The sequence below is a fragment of the Bifidobacterium sp. WK041_4_12 genome (genome assembly GCF_041080795.1).
GTDB lineage: Bacteria > Actinomycetota > Actinomycetes > Actinomycetales > Bifidobacteriaceae > Bombiscardovia > Bombiscardovia aquikefiricola.
Window position 1 is genome coordinate 1,203,542 of sequence record NZ_CP129674.1, and the last position, 16,685, is coordinate 1,220,226.

General features: G+C 55.0%; 13 protein-coding genes. 6 read left to right on the forward strand and 7 right to left on the reverse strand.

Annotated features, from left to right (window positions below; genetic code table 11):
• Positions 1–9 precede the first annotated feature (9 nt).
• Entirely contained in the window at positions 10–3,162 is a 3,153-nt protein-coding gene (locus QN215_RS05175) for a glycosyltransferase family 2 protein (protein WP_369343300.1), read from the forward strand.
• Between the two features lie 8 nt (positions 3,163–3,170).
• A complete protein-coding gene (locus QN215_RS05180) occupies positions 3,171–4,820 on the forward strand; it encodes a DUF5719 family protein (RefSeq protein WP_369343301.1) in 1,650 nt (549 codons plus the stop codon).
• 112 nt (positions 4,821–4,932) lie between these two features.
• Here the strand turns inward: QN215_RS05180 and QN215_RS05185 are convergent, their stop codons facing one another.
• Positions 4,933–5,367: a metallopeptidase family protein gene (locus tag QN215_RS05185; RefSeq protein ID WP_404978516.1), complete on the reverse strand. Its 435-nt coding sequence runs from the start codon at positions 5,365–5,367 to the stop codon at positions 4,933–4,935.
• Between the two features lie 113 nt (positions 5,368–5,480).
• Between QN215_RS05185 and QN215_RS05190 the strand changes: the two genes are divergently transcribed.
• Together QN215_RS05190 and QN215_RS05195 are read left to right on the forward strand one after the other, a co-directional pair.
• Positions 5,481–6,335, forward strand: a complete 855-nt coding sequence (locus tag QN215_RS05190; RefSeq protein ID WP_369343303.1) for an HAD-IIB family hydrolase — start codon at positions 5,481–5,483, stop codon at positions 6,333–6,335.
• Positions 6,336–6,533: 198 nt separating this feature from the next.
• Positions 6,534–7,325 carry a ComF family protein gene (locus QN215_RS05195; protein WP_369343304.1) on the forward strand — a complete coding sequence of 264 codons (792 nt, stop codon included), beginning with the start codon at positions 6,534–6,536 and terminating at the stop codon, positions 7,323–7,325.
• On the opposite strand, the gene QN215_RS05200 is transcribed toward QN215_RS05195, so the two are convergent.
• From QN215_RS05200 to glgB, 5 genes are all read right to left on the reverse strand, one after another.
• Positions 7,309–8,706, reverse strand: coding sequence for a Y-family DNA polymerase (locus QN215_RS05200; protein WP_369343305.1), 1,398 nt, complete (start codon positions 8,704–8,706; stop codon positions 7,309–7,311). The genes QN215_RS05195 and QN215_RS05200 overlap by 17 nt on opposite strands.
• Positions 8,707–8,709: 3 nt before the next feature.
• Positions 8,710–9,408: a LexA family protein gene (locus tag QN215_RS05205; RefSeq protein ID WP_369343306.1), complete on the reverse strand. Its 699-nt coding sequence runs from the start codon at positions 9,406–9,408 to the stop codon at positions 8,710–8,712.
• A 247-nt stretch (positions 9,409–9,655) separates the two neighbouring features.
• The gene (locus QN215_RS05210; RefSeq protein ID WP_404978481.1) at positions 9,656–10,753 is read right to left on the reverse strand and encodes a sensor histidine kinase; all 1,098 of its coding nucleotides are present in this window, start codon (positions 10,751–10,753) and stop codon (positions 9,656–9,658) included.
• Positions 10,754–10,797: 44 nt separating this feature from the next.
• Positions 10,798–11,529: a response regulator transcription factor gene (locus QN215_RS05215; RefSeq protein ID WP_369343307.1), complete on the reverse strand. Its 732-nt coding sequence runs from the start codon at positions 11,527–11,529 to the stop codon at positions 10,798–10,800.
• A 39-nt stretch (positions 11,530–11,568) separates the two neighbouring features.
• Positions 11,569–13,833 carry a 1,4-alpha-glucan branching protein GlgB gene (gene glgB / locus QN215_RS05220; protein WP_404978482.1) on the reverse strand — a complete coding sequence of 755 codons (2,265 nt, stop codon included), beginning with the start codon at positions 13,831–13,833 and terminating at the stop codon, positions 11,569–11,571.
• A 123-nt stretch (positions 13,834–13,956) separates the two neighbouring features.
• On the opposite strand from glgB, the gene QN215_RS05225 reads away from it, so the two are divergent.
• Positions 13,957–14,556: a CarD family transcriptional regulator gene (locus tag QN215_RS05225; protein WP_369343308.1), complete on the forward strand. Its 600-nt coding sequence runs from the start codon at positions 13,957–13,959 to the stop codon at positions 14,554–14,556.
• 13 nt (positions 14,557–14,569) lie between these two features.
• On the opposite strand, the gene QN215_RS05230 is transcribed toward QN215_RS05225, so the two are convergent.
• Positions 14,570–15,616 carry a metal ABC transporter solute-binding protein, Zn/Mn family gene (locus QN215_RS05230; protein ID WP_369343309.1) on the reverse strand — a complete coding sequence of 349 codons (1,047 nt, stop codon included), beginning with the start codon at positions 15,614–15,616 and terminating at the stop codon, positions 14,570–14,572.
• A gap of 172 nt (positions 15,617–15,788) precedes the next feature.
• Between QN215_RS05230 and QN215_RS05235 the strand changes: the two genes are divergently transcribed.
• Complete coding sequence (locus QN215_RS05235; protein WP_369343310.1) at positions 15,789–16,673, forward strand: bifunctional methylenetetrahydrofolate dehydrogenase/methenyltetrahydrofolate cyclohydrolase; 885 nt, start codon at positions 15,789–15,791, stop codon at positions 16,671–16,673.
• Positions 16,674–16,685: the final 12 nt, after the last annotated feature.

Consider the following 16,685-nt stretch of genomic DNA (forward strand, 5'->3'; position numbering starts at 1 on the left):
ACTGGTTATATGAATTCAGTTGGTCTCACGACTCCAGGCATACAGCAGGCACTAGCTCAGACCATGTCCGAACATGCGCAATCTCTTCGTTCGGATGTGGCGGAAGATGTCGCTGCGGTCATCACCGTCGAAGAGGATTTGCGTTTCTTCACGAAAACATTCGAAAGTGTCCTGCATCAGCGAGTGCTTCCCAGCTGCATCGTCATTGCTGACTGCAGTGGAGAAACATCCACGCCCTTATACTCCTCCTTTGAAGTGTTGGAGCCGAATAAGCAATCTGGAGAAAGCTTTCCCCGAGTTCACACAGTTCAGGTTCAGCTGGTTCGTGCAAAGGGTGCAAGCTCGTTCTCTCACGCGGTTTCTCAGGCCCTGAGCTATGCCAGGCTGCCAGAATCCGTTCGTGGTCTGTGGTTGTTGCACGATGATTCGCGACCTGAGAATCCGCACTGTCTGGATGCTCTTCGCGAGGCTTGGCGCAATGCTCCCAAGGCTTCGCTGATTGGAGCCAAGCAGATTGATTGGGACGAGCCCAATCTTCATAACGTTGGATACTATGCCGCCAAGCACCGTCTGGTCAGTCTCGTCGTCGATGGTGAACCTGACCAGGAGCAATATGACGCTCGTCAGGATGTTTTTGCAGTATCTTTGGCTGGTGCGCTGATGCCGCTATCAACCTTCAACCGTTTCGGCGGCATGGACTCATGGTTTGGAACGTTCGGTGAATCCGCTGAAATATCACGTCGTATCTGTCTTCATGCCGGTCGAGTAATCGTCGTTCCCCAGGCAGTCATTGCCCATCGTCGCGCGCGCTATGAAGGCATTCGTACCAAGAATGGGCTTGCCACTGAACCGCATACCGTTCACAACCCGTACCTAAGCGTCGCGGCTGCACGGCTGCGATATCGCATCACCGATAGCCGCATGACTCTATGGCCCTTACTGTGGGTATGGCTTGTGCTGCAGGGGATCGGCTCATTCGCGCAGCGGCTCTTCAGAAAGCAGCCTTACGAGGCGATATGCGACCTGTGCATTCCCTGGCGTCTCTTCCTCATTATTCCTGGTGCAATCGCGGCCAGAAGAAGACTGGTTCATGGCAAGACCGTTGCACTCTCTTCGTTGAACATGCTGGTGGCCGGAAGAAGTCAGCTGAAGCAGTGGAGAGAACGCAATGAAGCTTTTGCCGAACAGGGTAGCGTCACACTGCTCAGCCCTCTGGCTCTGGCACATCTTCACCGGCAAATGCGCATTCGGCTGCTGTGGATGGTTGCCTTGCTGATCGTCACATGCACAGCAGCGGCTGCATCCCAGCACGTACTGATCACTGGTCTGTTCCAAGGTGAAGGAGCGGCATCAGGTACGCTGCTTCCCTTCGATGCAAGCTGGAGTCAGCTATGGAACACTGCAACGAGCAATTGGTCCTTCGGCTCGGGTCTCGGCATCTTTGCTTCGCCAACGCCATTCGCCTTCATCATCGTCGTTGCCAACGTCATCACGTTCGGACATGCCAACATCGCCTTGCTGCTCATGATTGTCCTAGCAGCGCCGCTGTGTGCCATATCATTCTGGGCACTTGCAGGAACATTCACTCGCTCGAACATCATTCGCTTCGCCACATCGCTGCTGTGGGCAGCATCCACCTGGCTTCTTGGCATATACAGCGATGGATCCGTGGCCATGGCCGTCACGATGGTCTTTCTGCCGGCATCCTTCGCATTCATGTTGAGAGCGGTGGGAATGTACCGCACCGAAATGCCTGCCCTGCCTCATCCCTCGATTCAATCCGCGGCTTTGGCTTCGCTGTGCTTCATGCCGGTGACGCTGTCGGAACCGCAGATAGTGCTGCCGCTGATTGCCGTGTTTGCAGCCTTCCTGGTGATGGTCCGTTCGCATCGCACCATGTTGCTGCTTATCCCCATCCCATCGGCATTGGCCTTGGCACCAGTACTCCTCAACGCTGTTGAGTTCTGGGCTGCAGGAGATTGGAGACAGCTCTTCGGTGATGTGCAGATACCGGTTGCCAGCGTCGGCTCTTCACCAAAAGCCCTGAATGCGCTGCAACTCATCGCGCAAAGCTTTGACATGCAGTTCATGCAAGGCCAGCAATGGTGGCTTTTGCAAGGCGATGTGCTGGTTATCGCGCTCTGGGCCAGTTTTGCCCTGCTCACCGTATTTGGTATATGTGCGCTGGCGCTGCCGTTTGCGCTGCGTCTTTCGAGGATGATGTGGATTCTCGCCATTGCCGGGCTTCTCCTGGCTTTGGTATCGGTTCGCGTTGGCATTGGTACGGATGCAGGCACGGGCGTGGCCGCATCACCATCGCCGGGGCTGGCTCTAGTCATTCTGGCACTGCTTTCATGCGTCTGTCTGATAGCGGGATCAGCAGTGCATCAATTCATCGAGCTTGCTCAGCGCTCCAGCATCAAGGAAATCAGTGCAGGTTCAAGGCGTCGTTTCGTCTCTGTCGCCAAGGCGGGTCGTATCTCGCTGGCTCTCGTTCTGTTTGCCTGCATAGCGGTATGGGGCGTCTATGGCGGTCTGCTCAGCAACTCTCGAAGCTCTCTGGCACCGTCGGGCAGTGGTCTGCCGATGGTGGCACGAGATTATCTTTCCCAGAAACCTTCGCATCGCGTGCTTGCCTTGGCTGCGCTGTCTTCGAACAGAGTCGATTATTCCCTGATGCGAACGGGCAACGGCGATATCATCGATAGTTCCCCAGCAGCACGAGTATCGCAATATCTCGGCAGGGAGAGCACAGCGTCGGCGGCCATAGGACAAGCGTGCGCCGAGCTGCTTTCGAATAGTGCGGATGATGCCATTGCATCGCTGACCAATCTCGGCATTGGTGCCATCTATGTGCCCTATACCGGAATGGTCAATAATCTTAGCGCCACGAATGCTTCGGTCAGCAGTGAAAGCGCTACGGATTCATTGATCTCCAACATCACGGCGAGTGCCGGGGTTCAGCCGGTTGTGAGCAACGGCAATGGTACCTATTTCCGTCTGATCGGACTCGATGCATACAAGGGCGGTATCTCCACTGTCGGTGAGCGTGAGGCGCTGAACAATCCGTTCAGAATGCTATGGCTATGGTGTCTGGCAATCTGCCTTGTCGTGTATTGTCTGGTGGCTTTGCCTCGTCGCACGAGAAGCAGCCAGAGGTGAGAGGGAACATGAAGAACAACGCTGAAACCACACATTCGCAGCACCATGCAGATCAGCAGGGTAGAGTCCCAGACATGGCAAACAAGGCAGGGCATGAAAGTGACGAGCATGCTGCACTGTCGTCCTCGTCGCGCGGCCGAAGCATTTCAAAGATAGCGCTTGCCTCGCTTTCCGCATTGGTCGTTCTTGCGATGATGTTCGTTCTCGTCGCCATTGAGCCGGCGCAGGGCAAGGTTGATAGTGATAACAGCGGTTCTGCAATGCAGACTCATGCCGTTACTCAGCATACGATTATGGGCTACTGTCCTTCTCGCATGAGTTTGGCGGATTCTGGGAACTATGGTGATTCCCAGTTCCAGGCGAGTGCAGGAGATATCTCGTCTGATTCGGCACATGCGGCATTTGGCGCAATCTACGATTCGTCAATCACTGCTTTCCCCAATAATGATGGAACTGCCTTGGCAACTCAGCTCGAAGATAAGGATCCAACTAATGATGCTGCAGTTTCCATCGCTCAGAGCGACGTAAATGCACATGCCCTGGTGCAGAATACGCAACTGTTGGATACCAAGAGTGGTGCCGGAGCTGCATCATCCGTTGTTTCGCAGGCCACGCAGGGTGATTTGCGAGGTCTTTCGGCTACCTCCTGCGTGAGCCCTGCGCTGTCGCAGTCATTTTTGCTCCCTGCCACCGATACGGGATGGACGCAGCAACTGGTTATTGCCAATCCCACCGATAAGGCCACGGCGATTTCCTTCAACGTCTGGGGTACCGTTAAGACAGGAACGCTAGCTTTGAACACTGCACGAACCGTGACCATTGGCGCTGGCAGCGAGTCTGTCTACGATCTTGCTGCTGCGGCACCGCAGCAGGATGGTCTGTTCGTCACTGTCGCAAGCAAGGACACGGCAGTCGCTGCCGTCGTCAAGGTGGTTGGCCTTGACGGATTGAAATCCTTGGGATCTGAATACGTGACGGCAACCGGTTCTGCCGCGCAGAGCATGGTATTGCCGGGCGTGACGAAGGGGCAGCATGTGAAGCTGCTCGCCTATGCTGAATCAGCCAGCAAGCTCAGCATCTCGTGGGTGACGAAGGCTGGTTTGAAGAATGCCACGTCGCAATCCCTTGAGGCACACCGCGTCGCATCCATTGATATGGGCAGCGTTCCCGACGATGCCATGGCGGTGTCGGTGACTGCCGACAATGACATTCATGCCTCTGCAATTACGACGGTAGATGGTTCGGACGGCCAGCAGGACTTCGGCGTGATTGCTGCCCAATCCACGCCTCAATTCAGTGCCATCGCTCTTCCCAAGGGTTTGGGAGGCTCGTTGGTACTGGCGAATCGATCCACGCAGGAAGCGTCAGCCGACATCGACATCTACAATGCGGATGGCGCCCGTCTCGAAACGAAGACGGTTCAGATTGGTCCCAATGCCGCCTCGTCTCTTGCCTTAAGCGATCTGGGCTCGAATATCGCTGCCATTACTGTGCAGCAGCAGGCATCTTCGAAGAATGCGTTGTCCTGGGACATAGCCCTGTCCAGCTCAACATTGGACGATGCCAAGATTGCAGCGTCAAGCTATCTGCAGCCTGTTTCGCTGATGCTCCAGCATGCGAGGATAACAGTGAATGAGACTGTCGGTGTCTTGCGCTGATTCATGTGCAACCCTGCCGGGGGTCAGCGCTCGGTAGGGTTCAGCCCCACAGTGTGGTTCAGTACCATAGTGTGGTTCATCCCAACAGTGTGGTTCACCCCCACAGTGTGGTTCATCCCCACAGACCCCATTGAGGATCGATTTCCTCGGGTCTTCTTCCATACAGTTCTGCAAGCTGTGACACCATTTCGTCGCGAATGAGCAGCTGCAGTTCGGTTTCATCCTCAACCTGCATCTGCATGGGCATTCGGTACAGGACTATGCGAGCCGGAATGCCGTGACTGGCTGGAAAGGAATGTGAGAGGCTGCGCATGTCTTCGTCCCAAGGCACCGGATCGGATGGGGGCACGTCTTCGACGGCGAACTGAACTGGATGGATGAGATTCGGCCAGGCCTCGTTCAATCGCTTGATCTGCGAGGCGACGGCACTGTCAAATATTCCGGAACGTGTTCGATAGCGGGGCAATCGTGTGCCAAACATTGGCTTGCGCTGCCCTCGACCATGTCTATCGCGGAAAATCTCACGCGTCCAAGGATGCTCATCCATATGTCTCACAGTAAGAGCCATCAGCGACCGGAACAAGCTTCGATGCACGTATCTCTCGAAAGTGTGAATTATGGTGTAAGCTCTCAGCAGTGAATGACGAAAGGAATAATGCGATGGACGTCACAGGTATGGAAACAGCCACCACACAGGTTGAAATCGCAAGTTCCTGGAAGCAGCTTGACATCGCTGACATGAGTGCGCGTGCCAGAGTCGTCGCCTTCGATCTTGACAACACGCTGGCATGGTCGAAAACGCGCATGAGCGAGCATATGGGTTTCTTGCTTTCGCAGCTCACCCACAGCATCACCGTTGCCATTGTGTCTGGTGGCACATTCGAGCAGTTTCGCGATCAGGTGCTTGCGGTGCTGCCTGAGACAACGGACAACTCACGACTTCATCTGATGCCGACAAGTGGAACACGCTATTATCACTGGGATCATGATGCGTGGTCTCGCGTATATGCACACAATCTCAGCGAGGCTGATCGCAAGAGCGCCATCGCTTCATTGACATTGCATGCGCATGAACTCGATCTGTGGGAGAGCAAGACCTGGGGACCTCAGATAGAGGATAGGGGCAGTCAGATAACCTTCTCCGCGCTCGGTCAGCTTGCGCCAGTCGAGGCCAAGGATGCCTGGGATTCGGACAATGTCAAGAAGAATGCCTTGGCTGCCGCTGTCCGCGTTGATTTGCCGCATCTGCAGGTGCGCTCCGGCGGATCCACGAGTGTCGACATATCGGCAAAGGGCATTGACAAGGCCTATGCCGTGCGCAAGCTTGGCGAAATCCTTGGCGTGGCCGTTCCTGACATGATCTTTGTCGGAGATCGCATGGATCCACAGGGCAATGACTATCCCGCTGCATGTGCGGGTACGATGCCTGTACGGGTCGCCAACCCAGATGAGACCGCAGCCTTTGTCGAAGAACTGCTGCGCAGCCTGCCCAATTCTGGAACTTCGGCATTCTGAGATATTCGGAGATGCTCTGAAAACCTCGCAGGCTGGTGGGGTGCACGGTTCTGTTGGAATTCTCGGTTTGTTGGAATTCTTGGTTTGTTGAAGTTCGCCAGCTGTCGGAGAATCGCACTGTTCGCAATGCATGTCATATTTGACCACAATGCTGATGTGCGTTGCAGTGAATCGTAGAAGCTGGATATCGTCACCATCATGACTGATCCCTTTCGCATCCGTGTCGTCGCTTCTGCGATGGCAGTGCATGCTTATCGAGCATCCTTCGTTCGTGCCGCTCGTCGCATCTGTCGGGAAGTGCTCGACATAGTGGTGCCGCGTGGCTGTGTGGGATGTGATCTTCCGGATTGCGTCATATGCCAGCGATGCGCGGCATCATTCCGCTATGGCAGCACGCGGGTCTTCCCCCTTGCTCTCATGGAGCGATCCTTCTCCAGCGCCTTGTATCGTGGCCCGGTCAGAGCCGCCATCCTAGCGTGGAAAGACCATCGTGATGAAGAGCTTACGCAGTATTTCAGTGAACGGATGGCTTTTCTGGTATATGCCTCTTCCTTGGTGGACTGGTGTCACGAGCACGCAGTGTATTCGCTCTGCATCGTTCCGATGCCATCCTCGCCCTATGCAATCCTGAAGCGCGGGCGCATGCACACCCTTGCTCTGGCTCAGGCAGTAGCGCAGACGCTGCAGAGGGAGGGCATCGATGCTCATGCGCAGTCAGCGCTGCGCCTGAAGTTCTCGACCACCAAGGCCGTTCGTGCCGTTGGAGCCGCAGGCCGCACGCAACGGCTTCACGGCAAGATGGCTGTGAAACGATCGTACGAATTGAACAATCGGCATATCGTTCTTGTAGACGACATCATTACGACAGGCTCGACCATTCGTGCATGCATCAAGATGCTCGGCACCTGCCAGGCGCATGTGGTAACCGCGCTCACCCTCGCGTCAACGCCCTGCAACCCGCATCGTGACGCTGCTATGCATGAACGATAGGCATTTCATCCCATCTGGTTGTGCCGCGGATGGAAAGCATGTCGCGCCTCATCGTCCATGTGGCACCGGTATCGGCATCATTGCGCCCCGAGCCGCGAATGCCTCCATAGCCGATACCTACACGTCGAGGACCAAATCGACGGGCGGCAACTTCAAGCACGCTGCCGATGCCGTGTTCATCACGCTGGGCGTCCATGCCTTCGAAGGTGGCGAAATCCTGAGCGTCGCTCAGATCCAGCAACATCACACCAGCTCGGATATACGGCGCATGCTCGTCTATGCTGTGGCGCAAGGCATTGCAGGCCGCCTTTGACAGTACCATCGGGTTGTCGCTCGGGTCGTCAAGGATAACCGAGTTGCCGATATGCGAGTATTCCTTGGCAAACGGACTTGTCGAGCAGAAAGCGGCGACACGGCCGCACAGACTGTGCTGACGGTGCAGTCGATGACAGGCTTGCTGAGCATAGACGCTTAAGGCTTGCGACAATGTTTCAAATCCCCTGACCGGTGAGGAGAACATGCGCGAACATAGAATCTGGGTTCTTCTCACGCCACTGCTTGCATCTGATTCGTCCTCGATGCATGGCGTGCCTCGCAGCTCCAGAACGGTGCGTTCGAGCAATACGGAGAAACGATGTCGAATAAGAACCGGATCGCATCGCTGCAGATCAAGGGCAGTGGTGATGCCCATGCCCATGAGTGTCTTGGTAATGCGTCGACCAACGCCCCATACTTCGGATACGGGTATGCTGCGGAGTGCGTCGTCACCGCATTCCTTGGCAATGTCGTTCCAGAATGTCACGCCATGCGAAGTCGGATGCTTCTTGGCCCAGTGGTTGGCGATTTTTGCCAAGGTCTTGGTCGGGGCCACACCAACGCTTACGGCAATGCCCACGCCACGCAGCACGGTGCTGCGCATCTGTCTGCATGTCTGCTCGGCTCTTGCTCTGCCCATCGTGTTGTGAAGAAAACATTCATCGATGGAATACACCTCCTGATGGGAGAAGAATCCAGACATGACATGCATCATGCGGTGCGAAAGGCTGGCATAGAGCTCGTAGTTGGAGCTTCTGGCAATCACGCCGTCGTGTTCCGCCTGACCGCGAATCTTGAACCAGGGCGTTCCATTGACGATGCCTAACTGCTTGGCGGCCGCACTGCGCGATACCACGCAGCCGTCGTTGTTGGATAGCACCACGACAGGGCGTCCAGCCAGCTGCGGGTTGAATACCGTTTCACACGACGCGAAGAAATTATTGGCATCTGCGAGCACTATGGCATAGGGAAGGTGAGAGACTTCGATATCTTGGGCGGCATCGGTCCGTGTCTCGACGGTGGGCGCATCAAGGGCCGGATGCTCGGCGCGCATTGAATCAAGCATGAATCATGCACCCCAACCTGATCTCGGATATCGCTGAGCATCCTGATGCAGCTGACCGCTGCGATGCGATTCTGCAGCATACGAAGATACGCGAGCATGATGGCTGCTGTGCGATGTGTCGGCACGATGAGGTGCAGGCGTGGAGGTGCGGGGCACCTGAGCGCTGTGCCGTGACGACAAGGCATCGTGCTGGCTGTGAAAATTGCCGGTGACGACACCCCAGATGCTCAGGCTTTCGTCATTGCCGGGAATGAAGTTCGGATATCGCGCATTTTCGGGATGCAGAACCGGCGTAGATCCATGCACCAGAAGGCGTTTCACCGTGAGTTCATCATCGAGAATCGCGACGACGATGTCACCGGCTGCCGGTGCAATCGAACGGTCTACGATAAGGAGATCGCCGTCAAATATGCCGGCACCTTCCATGGAATCTCCAGCAACATGAAGAATGAAGGTTGTATCGGGATTCGTGATGACGTTTTCGTCAAGACTGAAATCGCCGGCAAAGTAGTCCTGCGCCACCGAAGGAAAGCCTGCGTGCACGGCCTCCAGCGCCATGAGCACCGGCCTTGGGCTCACTGCCGCCTGAACGACGTCAGTGACGCGTAACGATGCCTGATCCGCTGTTCCATCGATCTCAGACGCGTTGCGTGAAGGCACGCCATCGCCATGTTCGGTCGCATGTGACATTTCATTATGCATGTGCATTGTTCCTCCAGCCCATCACTTATCTGAATGCGTCGAACATATGTTCGAATACCATTATGCATGAGCGACGAGCCATGCGCAAGCACATATCGCAATCGAGCGGTCATGCAAGGTGACCGCTCGATATTCGGGGCGTGTTGGAATATTCGTCCGGTGTGTGCGAACATCCATGAACGACTGATCGTTTCATCGATTGAACGATTGGGTGGCTGAACGATTGGGTGGCTGAACGATTGATGATTTATGCGTCGTGATATTGGGGTAGTACGATTTCAAAATCCGCACCACGGGTATCGTCAACGACGCTGACCGAACCGCCATGCAGCTTCGCGGCCCAGCGAGCTATGGACAGTCCAAGACCGGTGCCTCCGGATTCGGTGCCGAGACCCGCCTTGCCCTTCACGAAGCGTCTGAAGATGTCCGAGCGAGCCTCTTGGGGTATCTGAGAGCCAAAGTTCACGACATTGGTGACCACACGTGGGGGATCGGTTTCCACATGGACTTCAATGAGGACGGTCGTGCCATCGGCGGAATGCTTGAGAGCATTTGAAATGACGTTCGTGAAGAGCTGACGAAGCCTGTCCTGATCGCCTTCCATCTTGGTATTGCGGGGGACATCGACTTCAATCTCATGCGCATGACCAGCATCGGCAATTTCAAGCGGCTCGATGGTTTCATCGATGAAATCGGCAAAGTCAAAGCTCGTTATCTCAAGGCTTGAGGCACCTGCCTCCATGCGCGACAGATCAAGCAGGAAGGCGATGAGATCCGAAAGACGGTGGGTTTGATTGAGTATGCTCTCCAGGTTTGCTGGGGTCGGTTCGACGACATGGTCGGCAAGGTTCTCAATCATGGCCTGCAATGCGGATACGGGGGTGCGCAATTCGTGGCTGACATTGGCAACCATGTCGCGCCGCATCTGGTCGGCATGCTGCAATTCCGCAGCCATGACATTGAATGAACGTGCCAACTGCCCGATCTCGTCATGGCTCAGCGTTGCCGATTGCACGCGAACGGTGTAATCGCCATCTGACATGGCCTCTGCAGCGTCTCGCATCTGTCGCAGTGGGGCAGTGAGCCCTCGCGAAAACACATAGGTGATGCCCAGAGCCACAATCAGCGTCAGGGGCATGGCAATCCAACCGTTGAGCCCGACCTTGAGCAGGAACCACGCCATGATGAATGCTATGGCCGTGGCAATCGTAATGAGAACGCTGAGTTCGCCCTTCAATGACGAAAGAAAGCCAATGGGTCGATCTGGGGACACATGCTGCGTCTTTACCTGCGACCCGCTGCTGGCATGCGTTTTCTGCTGATGCTTGTTGCTATCAATTTTCATATGTCTTGCACTGATGTCTGCTGGTATTGGTGATGTCTAGCGTGTCATGCGGCGCGCTGCTCTGGCGGCTCGAAGGCATAGCCGACACCGTGCACGGTGCGAATCATGTCCGAACCGAGCTTATGCCGCAGCGCCTTTACATGGGAATCGACGGTACGGGTACCTGAAGCATCGACCCAATCCCATACGTCTTCCAGAAGTTTTTCGCGGGTGAGAACCGAGCGTGGCTTGCGTGCAAGGGTTGCGAGCAGGTCGAATTCTGTCGGTGTCAGATGGATCTGCTGATCGTCAAGGGTGACAAGACGCTGTGCAGGATCGATGATGAGCGAACCAAAGTCAAGAATCTTCTCATTCTCTGAATTCTTGGCGATGACCTTTGCCCGTTCGACGCGTCGCAGCAACGCCTTGCACCTGGCGATCAGCTCTCGCATCGAGAATGGCTTGGTCATGTAGTCGTCAGCTCCGGCACCAAGTCCAATGACCTTGTCGGCTTCGTCGTCGCGAGCCGTAAGAATCAGAACAGGCACAGGCCTTTCGGCGACGATGCGCTTCGTCGCCTCAAGACCGTCCATGACGGGCAGCATGATGTCCATGATGATGAGATCTGGCTTCAACTGGGACGCAGCCTGAACGGCGCTGGCACCATCGGAGGCGACTCGTGCCGTCCAGCCTTCTGCCGTAAGGCGTTGTGCAATTGCAGTGGCCAAGGTTGGCTCGTCCTCCACAACAAGAATCGTGCGATGTATGCTATCGCGACGCATTGTGGTGTTATTCATGCTCACGTGTTCCTACCTTCATGTGTGTGGTGGGTATCCTCAAATCTCTCCCAATGAGTTGTCTGGTTTCAAGAATACTGCGCCCAGGGCAGGCACGGTGAGTCTTGCTGACCATTTTCTACTGTGGAAAGGTACATCATCGGCATCGAAGCTGCCATTGTGTATGTCAGAACCGCCATATTTCGCGGCATCGGTGGTCAGTATCTCTGTCCATCTGCCACCTTGGGGAAGTGGCACCTGATAGTTCTGCCATGCGGTTCCAGCGAAGTTCACGACTGCTACAATGCATTCGTCCTGCGAGCCCAGGCGCATGAAACTCAGCACGTTGTGGTCTGCATCATCGCTGGTAAGCCACTGGAATCCTGCAGGATCAAAGTCCTGTGACCACAGGGCTGGTTCATGACGATACAGCGCGTTCAGATCTTCGACCAGTGTCTGCACTCCTTGATGATCCGACCAGTTCAACGAGTCCCAGTCAATGCTGTACTCATAATTCCATTCACCGAACTGAGCGAATTCATTGCCCATGAATGTCAGATTCTTGCCTGGGTGTGCCCACTGATAGGCAAACAGCGCTCTGACGGAGGCGAATCTCTGCCAGTCATCTCCCGGCATTTTGCCAATGAGCGAACCCTTGCCGTGGACGACCTCGTCATGAGAGATCGGCAGCACGTAGTGCTCCGAATAGGCGTAGACCATGGAGAAGGTGATTTCGTTATGGTGGTATTTCCGGTTGACGGGGCTTTCATGGAGATACTCGAGCGTATCGTGCATCCAACCCATGTTCCATTTGAGACCGAATCCCAAGCCGCCAATGTTGGTTGGAGAAGTCACGCCCTGCCATGCCGTCGATTCCTCGGCAATCATCATGATTCCAGGATTCATGCGGTAGGCGGTTGCCGTCACTTCCTGCAGGAAGGAGATCGCCTCGAGATTTTCTCGACCGCCGTAGATGTTGGGTCTCCATTGACCGGGATCGCGACTGTAATCCAGATACAGCATCGAGGAGACGGCATCGACGCGGAGGGCGTCGATATGAAACTGCGAAAGCCAGTACAGTGCGTTGGCGACCAGGAAATTACGTACCTCGTTGCGGCCGAAGTTGAAGATATAGGTGCCCCAGTCAGGATGCTCACCGCGGAGGGGATCAGGATCCTCATATAACGCAGTCCCATCGAAACGGCCAAGAGCGAAGCCATCTTTGGGGAAGTGAGCGGGAACCCAGTCCATGATCACGCCGATACCGGCGTTATGCAGCTTGTCTATCAGATATTTCAGATCATCGGCGCTGCCCTGACGCGAATCTGGAGCATAGTAGCCGGTGACCTGATAGCCCCACGACCCTGTGAAGGGGTGCTGTGTCAGGGGCATGAACTCAACGTGGGTGAATCCGAGCTTGGACACATAGGGGACAAGCTGATCCGCCAGCTCACGGAAGCCGAGCCCTTCCTTCCAACTTCCAGCATGAACTTCATAGATGCTGATGGGGCCGCCGTGCGGATCGTGCTGAGCTCTCGTGCGCATCCAATCGTCATCTTGCCATTCGTGCCGCGAATCAATGACGACGGATGCGGTTGCCGGTGGAATTTCATGGCCGCGCTCCATGGGATCTGCCTTCATCACCCACTCATGGTGAACATTGAGAATCTCGTATTTGTAGGTTTCGCCCGCTTGCAATCCCGGAATGAACAGTTCCCATATTCCTGAAGAACCCAGCTCTCTCATGGCGTAGCTTCGTCCATCCCAGGAATTGAAATTGCCCACGACGCGAACCGCATGGGCGTTTGGCGCCCAGACCGCGAAGGATACGCCGGAAACCTGCTGTCCCTTCGTACCGTCTGCGGAACCCATTGGATCGTCATAGCTTCGCACGTGCGCGCCGAGAATCTCCCAGAGTCGTTCGTGCCGCCCTTCGCCAAAGAGATAGATGTCGATATCACCGATGGTGGGGAGATAGCGATAGGGATCGTCTTCGACACGTATGGTTCCATCGGCATATTCGGTGCGAATGCGATAATCCGGTACGGAATAGCGCATCGACGTCTGCAGGGCTGGAATGACGACGGTGAATATTCCATTGAACTCATGACGAGCTGGATACTCGCCATTCTGAGTGATGATGGTGACACTTTGTGCCATCGGTCTGAGCACTCGAACGGTGACCTCATGACTGGCGCTTTCCATGTTGATGTGCTCGCCCAGAATTGCGTGAGGGTTGTAGTAGCGTGCGTTGCTAACGGCGTCTAGGATGGTGCGATCGACGTTGATCGGCATCGTGGACGACTTTTGTGAAAGTGTTGTCATAACAAGAGTGTAAACGAGCATGTGGGACATAGACAAAATCCATGCGATTCCTTATCGAAGTCCTTGCTGCATGACACAATTGTGTCGGTTTTTAGGCCAGCTTAAGCATACTCTGGAGGATTCATGGGATATAAGGTCGGCGATATGGTTGTCTATCCGCGGCACGGTGCAGCGAAGGTAGATGCCATTACCGAACGAACCGTCAAGGGAATCACGCGTCAGTATCTGCAACTCTCAGTACTGTCTTCTGACGGTTTGGTCATCAACGTCCCCGTCGACAATGCTAAAAAAGTTGGTGTCAGAGACATCGTAGGTGCCCGTGAAGTCGCCAAGGTATTCGAGATTCTTCGTACGCCAATCGTCGAAAAGGAAATGAACTGGTCGCGTCGATACAAGTTGAACGTTGAGAAGATTGCAACCGGCGATGTCAACAACATTGCAGAGGTTGTGCGTGATCTGGCACAGCGCGACGTTGACGAGCACGGACTTTCTGCAGGCGAGAAGCGCATGCTTACCAAGGCTCGTAATATTTTGACTTCGGAGATTGCCTTGTCGGAAGATCTTGATGATGACGAGGCGCAACGTCTGCTGGATGTCAATCTTGGCTATCAGCCTGCCCAGCCTGGAGATGAGAAGCATCATACCAAGGCTCCCAAGGAACCGGTTATGGAGACTTTGGCTCGTATGGAAGCGGAAGCCAAAAGCGCCAAGAAGAAGAAGTGATTTGCAAGAACGCTCATTGAGATGAGCTTGGCGTTGCGTCTGATTCGCTGCTCGAAGGTGAGACGCTGTCAGATGTCGTTCCCTGGCTCGAATCCGCCTGTGGGTTCTCGGACTGCATCGTTGTCCTAAGTTCCAATGCTTTGGCGATATTCGTCGTTATTGCGCTGATCCATGCATTCAGCGTCGTGTCCTGTGCAGGCATCACTTCGGTGACATCAGCCGTGGGAACATTGTTGTCTTTGGCAGCAGTGGCGAGTTTCTTCTGTGTTTCAGCCGATTGCTGCGTTGAGTCTTCCAGGAAAATGCTCGGATGCTGTGATGTGCCGAGCAGGTCCACGAAAGTTTCGACTTCGGTCGTCGTTGGCTGCTCACTGCCGCTGAGAGCCTGTGCAAAGCCTTCGGGCGTCTTGTCGGAAAATCCAAGATCAGCCATGAGATAGTAGGCAATTGGACGTTCCTGGGCATAGGTCAACTTCTTCTTCGACTGCGATGCGATGGTTTGCATCAACGTTTCCAACGTCGTCTCGCTATGCTTCCATGCCTTGAGCCGAGCATTGAAGTAAGACTTCTTGGCGGGAAGAGCCTTGATGTAGGCTTCGGTCACTTCGGTTGCAACACTGTTGCGTACATCCTTGGAAAACCACAGATAGGGGTTGTCCCCCTCCGAAGCGCCCACAGCATCGGCAGCACTGACCAAGGTTGCATCCTTGGGTGCGGATTTGGTAGCCCAATCGTCATAGCCAGCACCATTGACGATCTCAATCCGGGACTTGCCAATGGTGGTGACATCCGTTGTCTTCGGCTCGTATTCCTGTATCGCCAGATTCGGATCTGAAATTATCGTGCTGACCTGGACTTGATCGCCACCTAATTCCTGAGCCAGAGAACCCCATGGACGGATGGTGGCAACCACGGGGATCGGTCCACTCAGCGTGGTCGACGTTGTGGAAGGGATTGCGGAGTCTTGCGAGCGCAGCGAACAGGCAGATACTGCAATGATTGCGCTCATCGTGAGGAGAGCCGCCAAAACCCTCCGTGTCAAGCCCCTATGTTGTTTCATACCCGACCTCTTCATCAACCTTCGATGGTGACATTACCAGCATTATCGATGCCAGCTCCATCGACTCCAACTCACGGCTCCAATTAACTTCATCTTCATATGAAGGCGATAATCCTTAATTCACGATAGCCTATGACTCGGAGCAATTTCGAGAAGAACTGGAGTCTCAATCATGGTTTTGTTGCTTGATGGCAATGCTGTTGCGCAATCGATCAAACGGGATTTGCGGCAGCGCGTCGAACGATTGCAACAGCATGGGGTTTTCCCCGGTCTTGGGACGCTTCTTGTTGGTGACGATCCGGCCTCTGCCCGGTATGTGGCTGGCAAGCACAGGGATTGTGCCGAAGTCGGCATCAAATCAATCAGATATGATCTGCCGGAAGGTGCCACGACCGATGACATCATACATGCCGTCGACGCGTTGAATGCTGATGCACAGTGCACGGGGTTCATCGTTCAGCTCCCGCTGCCCAAGGGCACGGATGCGCACGCTGTGATAGACAGGATCGATGCTTCCAAGGATGCAGACGGCATGCATCCATATAACCTCGGTCAGCTTGTCTTGCATGTTTCAGGAGAGATTGCGACTCCGCTGCCATGCACTCCTCGAGGGGTTTTGGAGCTGCTTGCCGCCTACAACATCGATCTTGCTGGGAAGCATGTCTGCGTGGTCGGGCGAGGCATCACGATTGGTCGAACCATCGGGCTGCTCCTTACTCGCAGGGAATGCAACGCCACGGTGACGCTCTGCCATACGGGAACCAGGGATCTTCACGAGCAGATGAAAAGGGCCGATGTCATCATTGCCGCCACAGGACGGCCCGGCATCGTTCAGGCGGACGATGTGAAGGAAGGTGCTGTCCTCGTGGATGTCGGCATTGCCCGAGTGCAGGACAAATCAACTGGAAAATGGCGGATTTCAGGCGATATTGACCCTTCGGCACGTAGCGTCGCTTCAGCGTACACACCAAATCCTGGAGGAGTGGGGCCCATGACTCGTGCCATGCTGCTCACCAATGTCGTCGAAACTGCGGAACGCCAAGCTTTTGGAAAGTGACAACAGGTGATT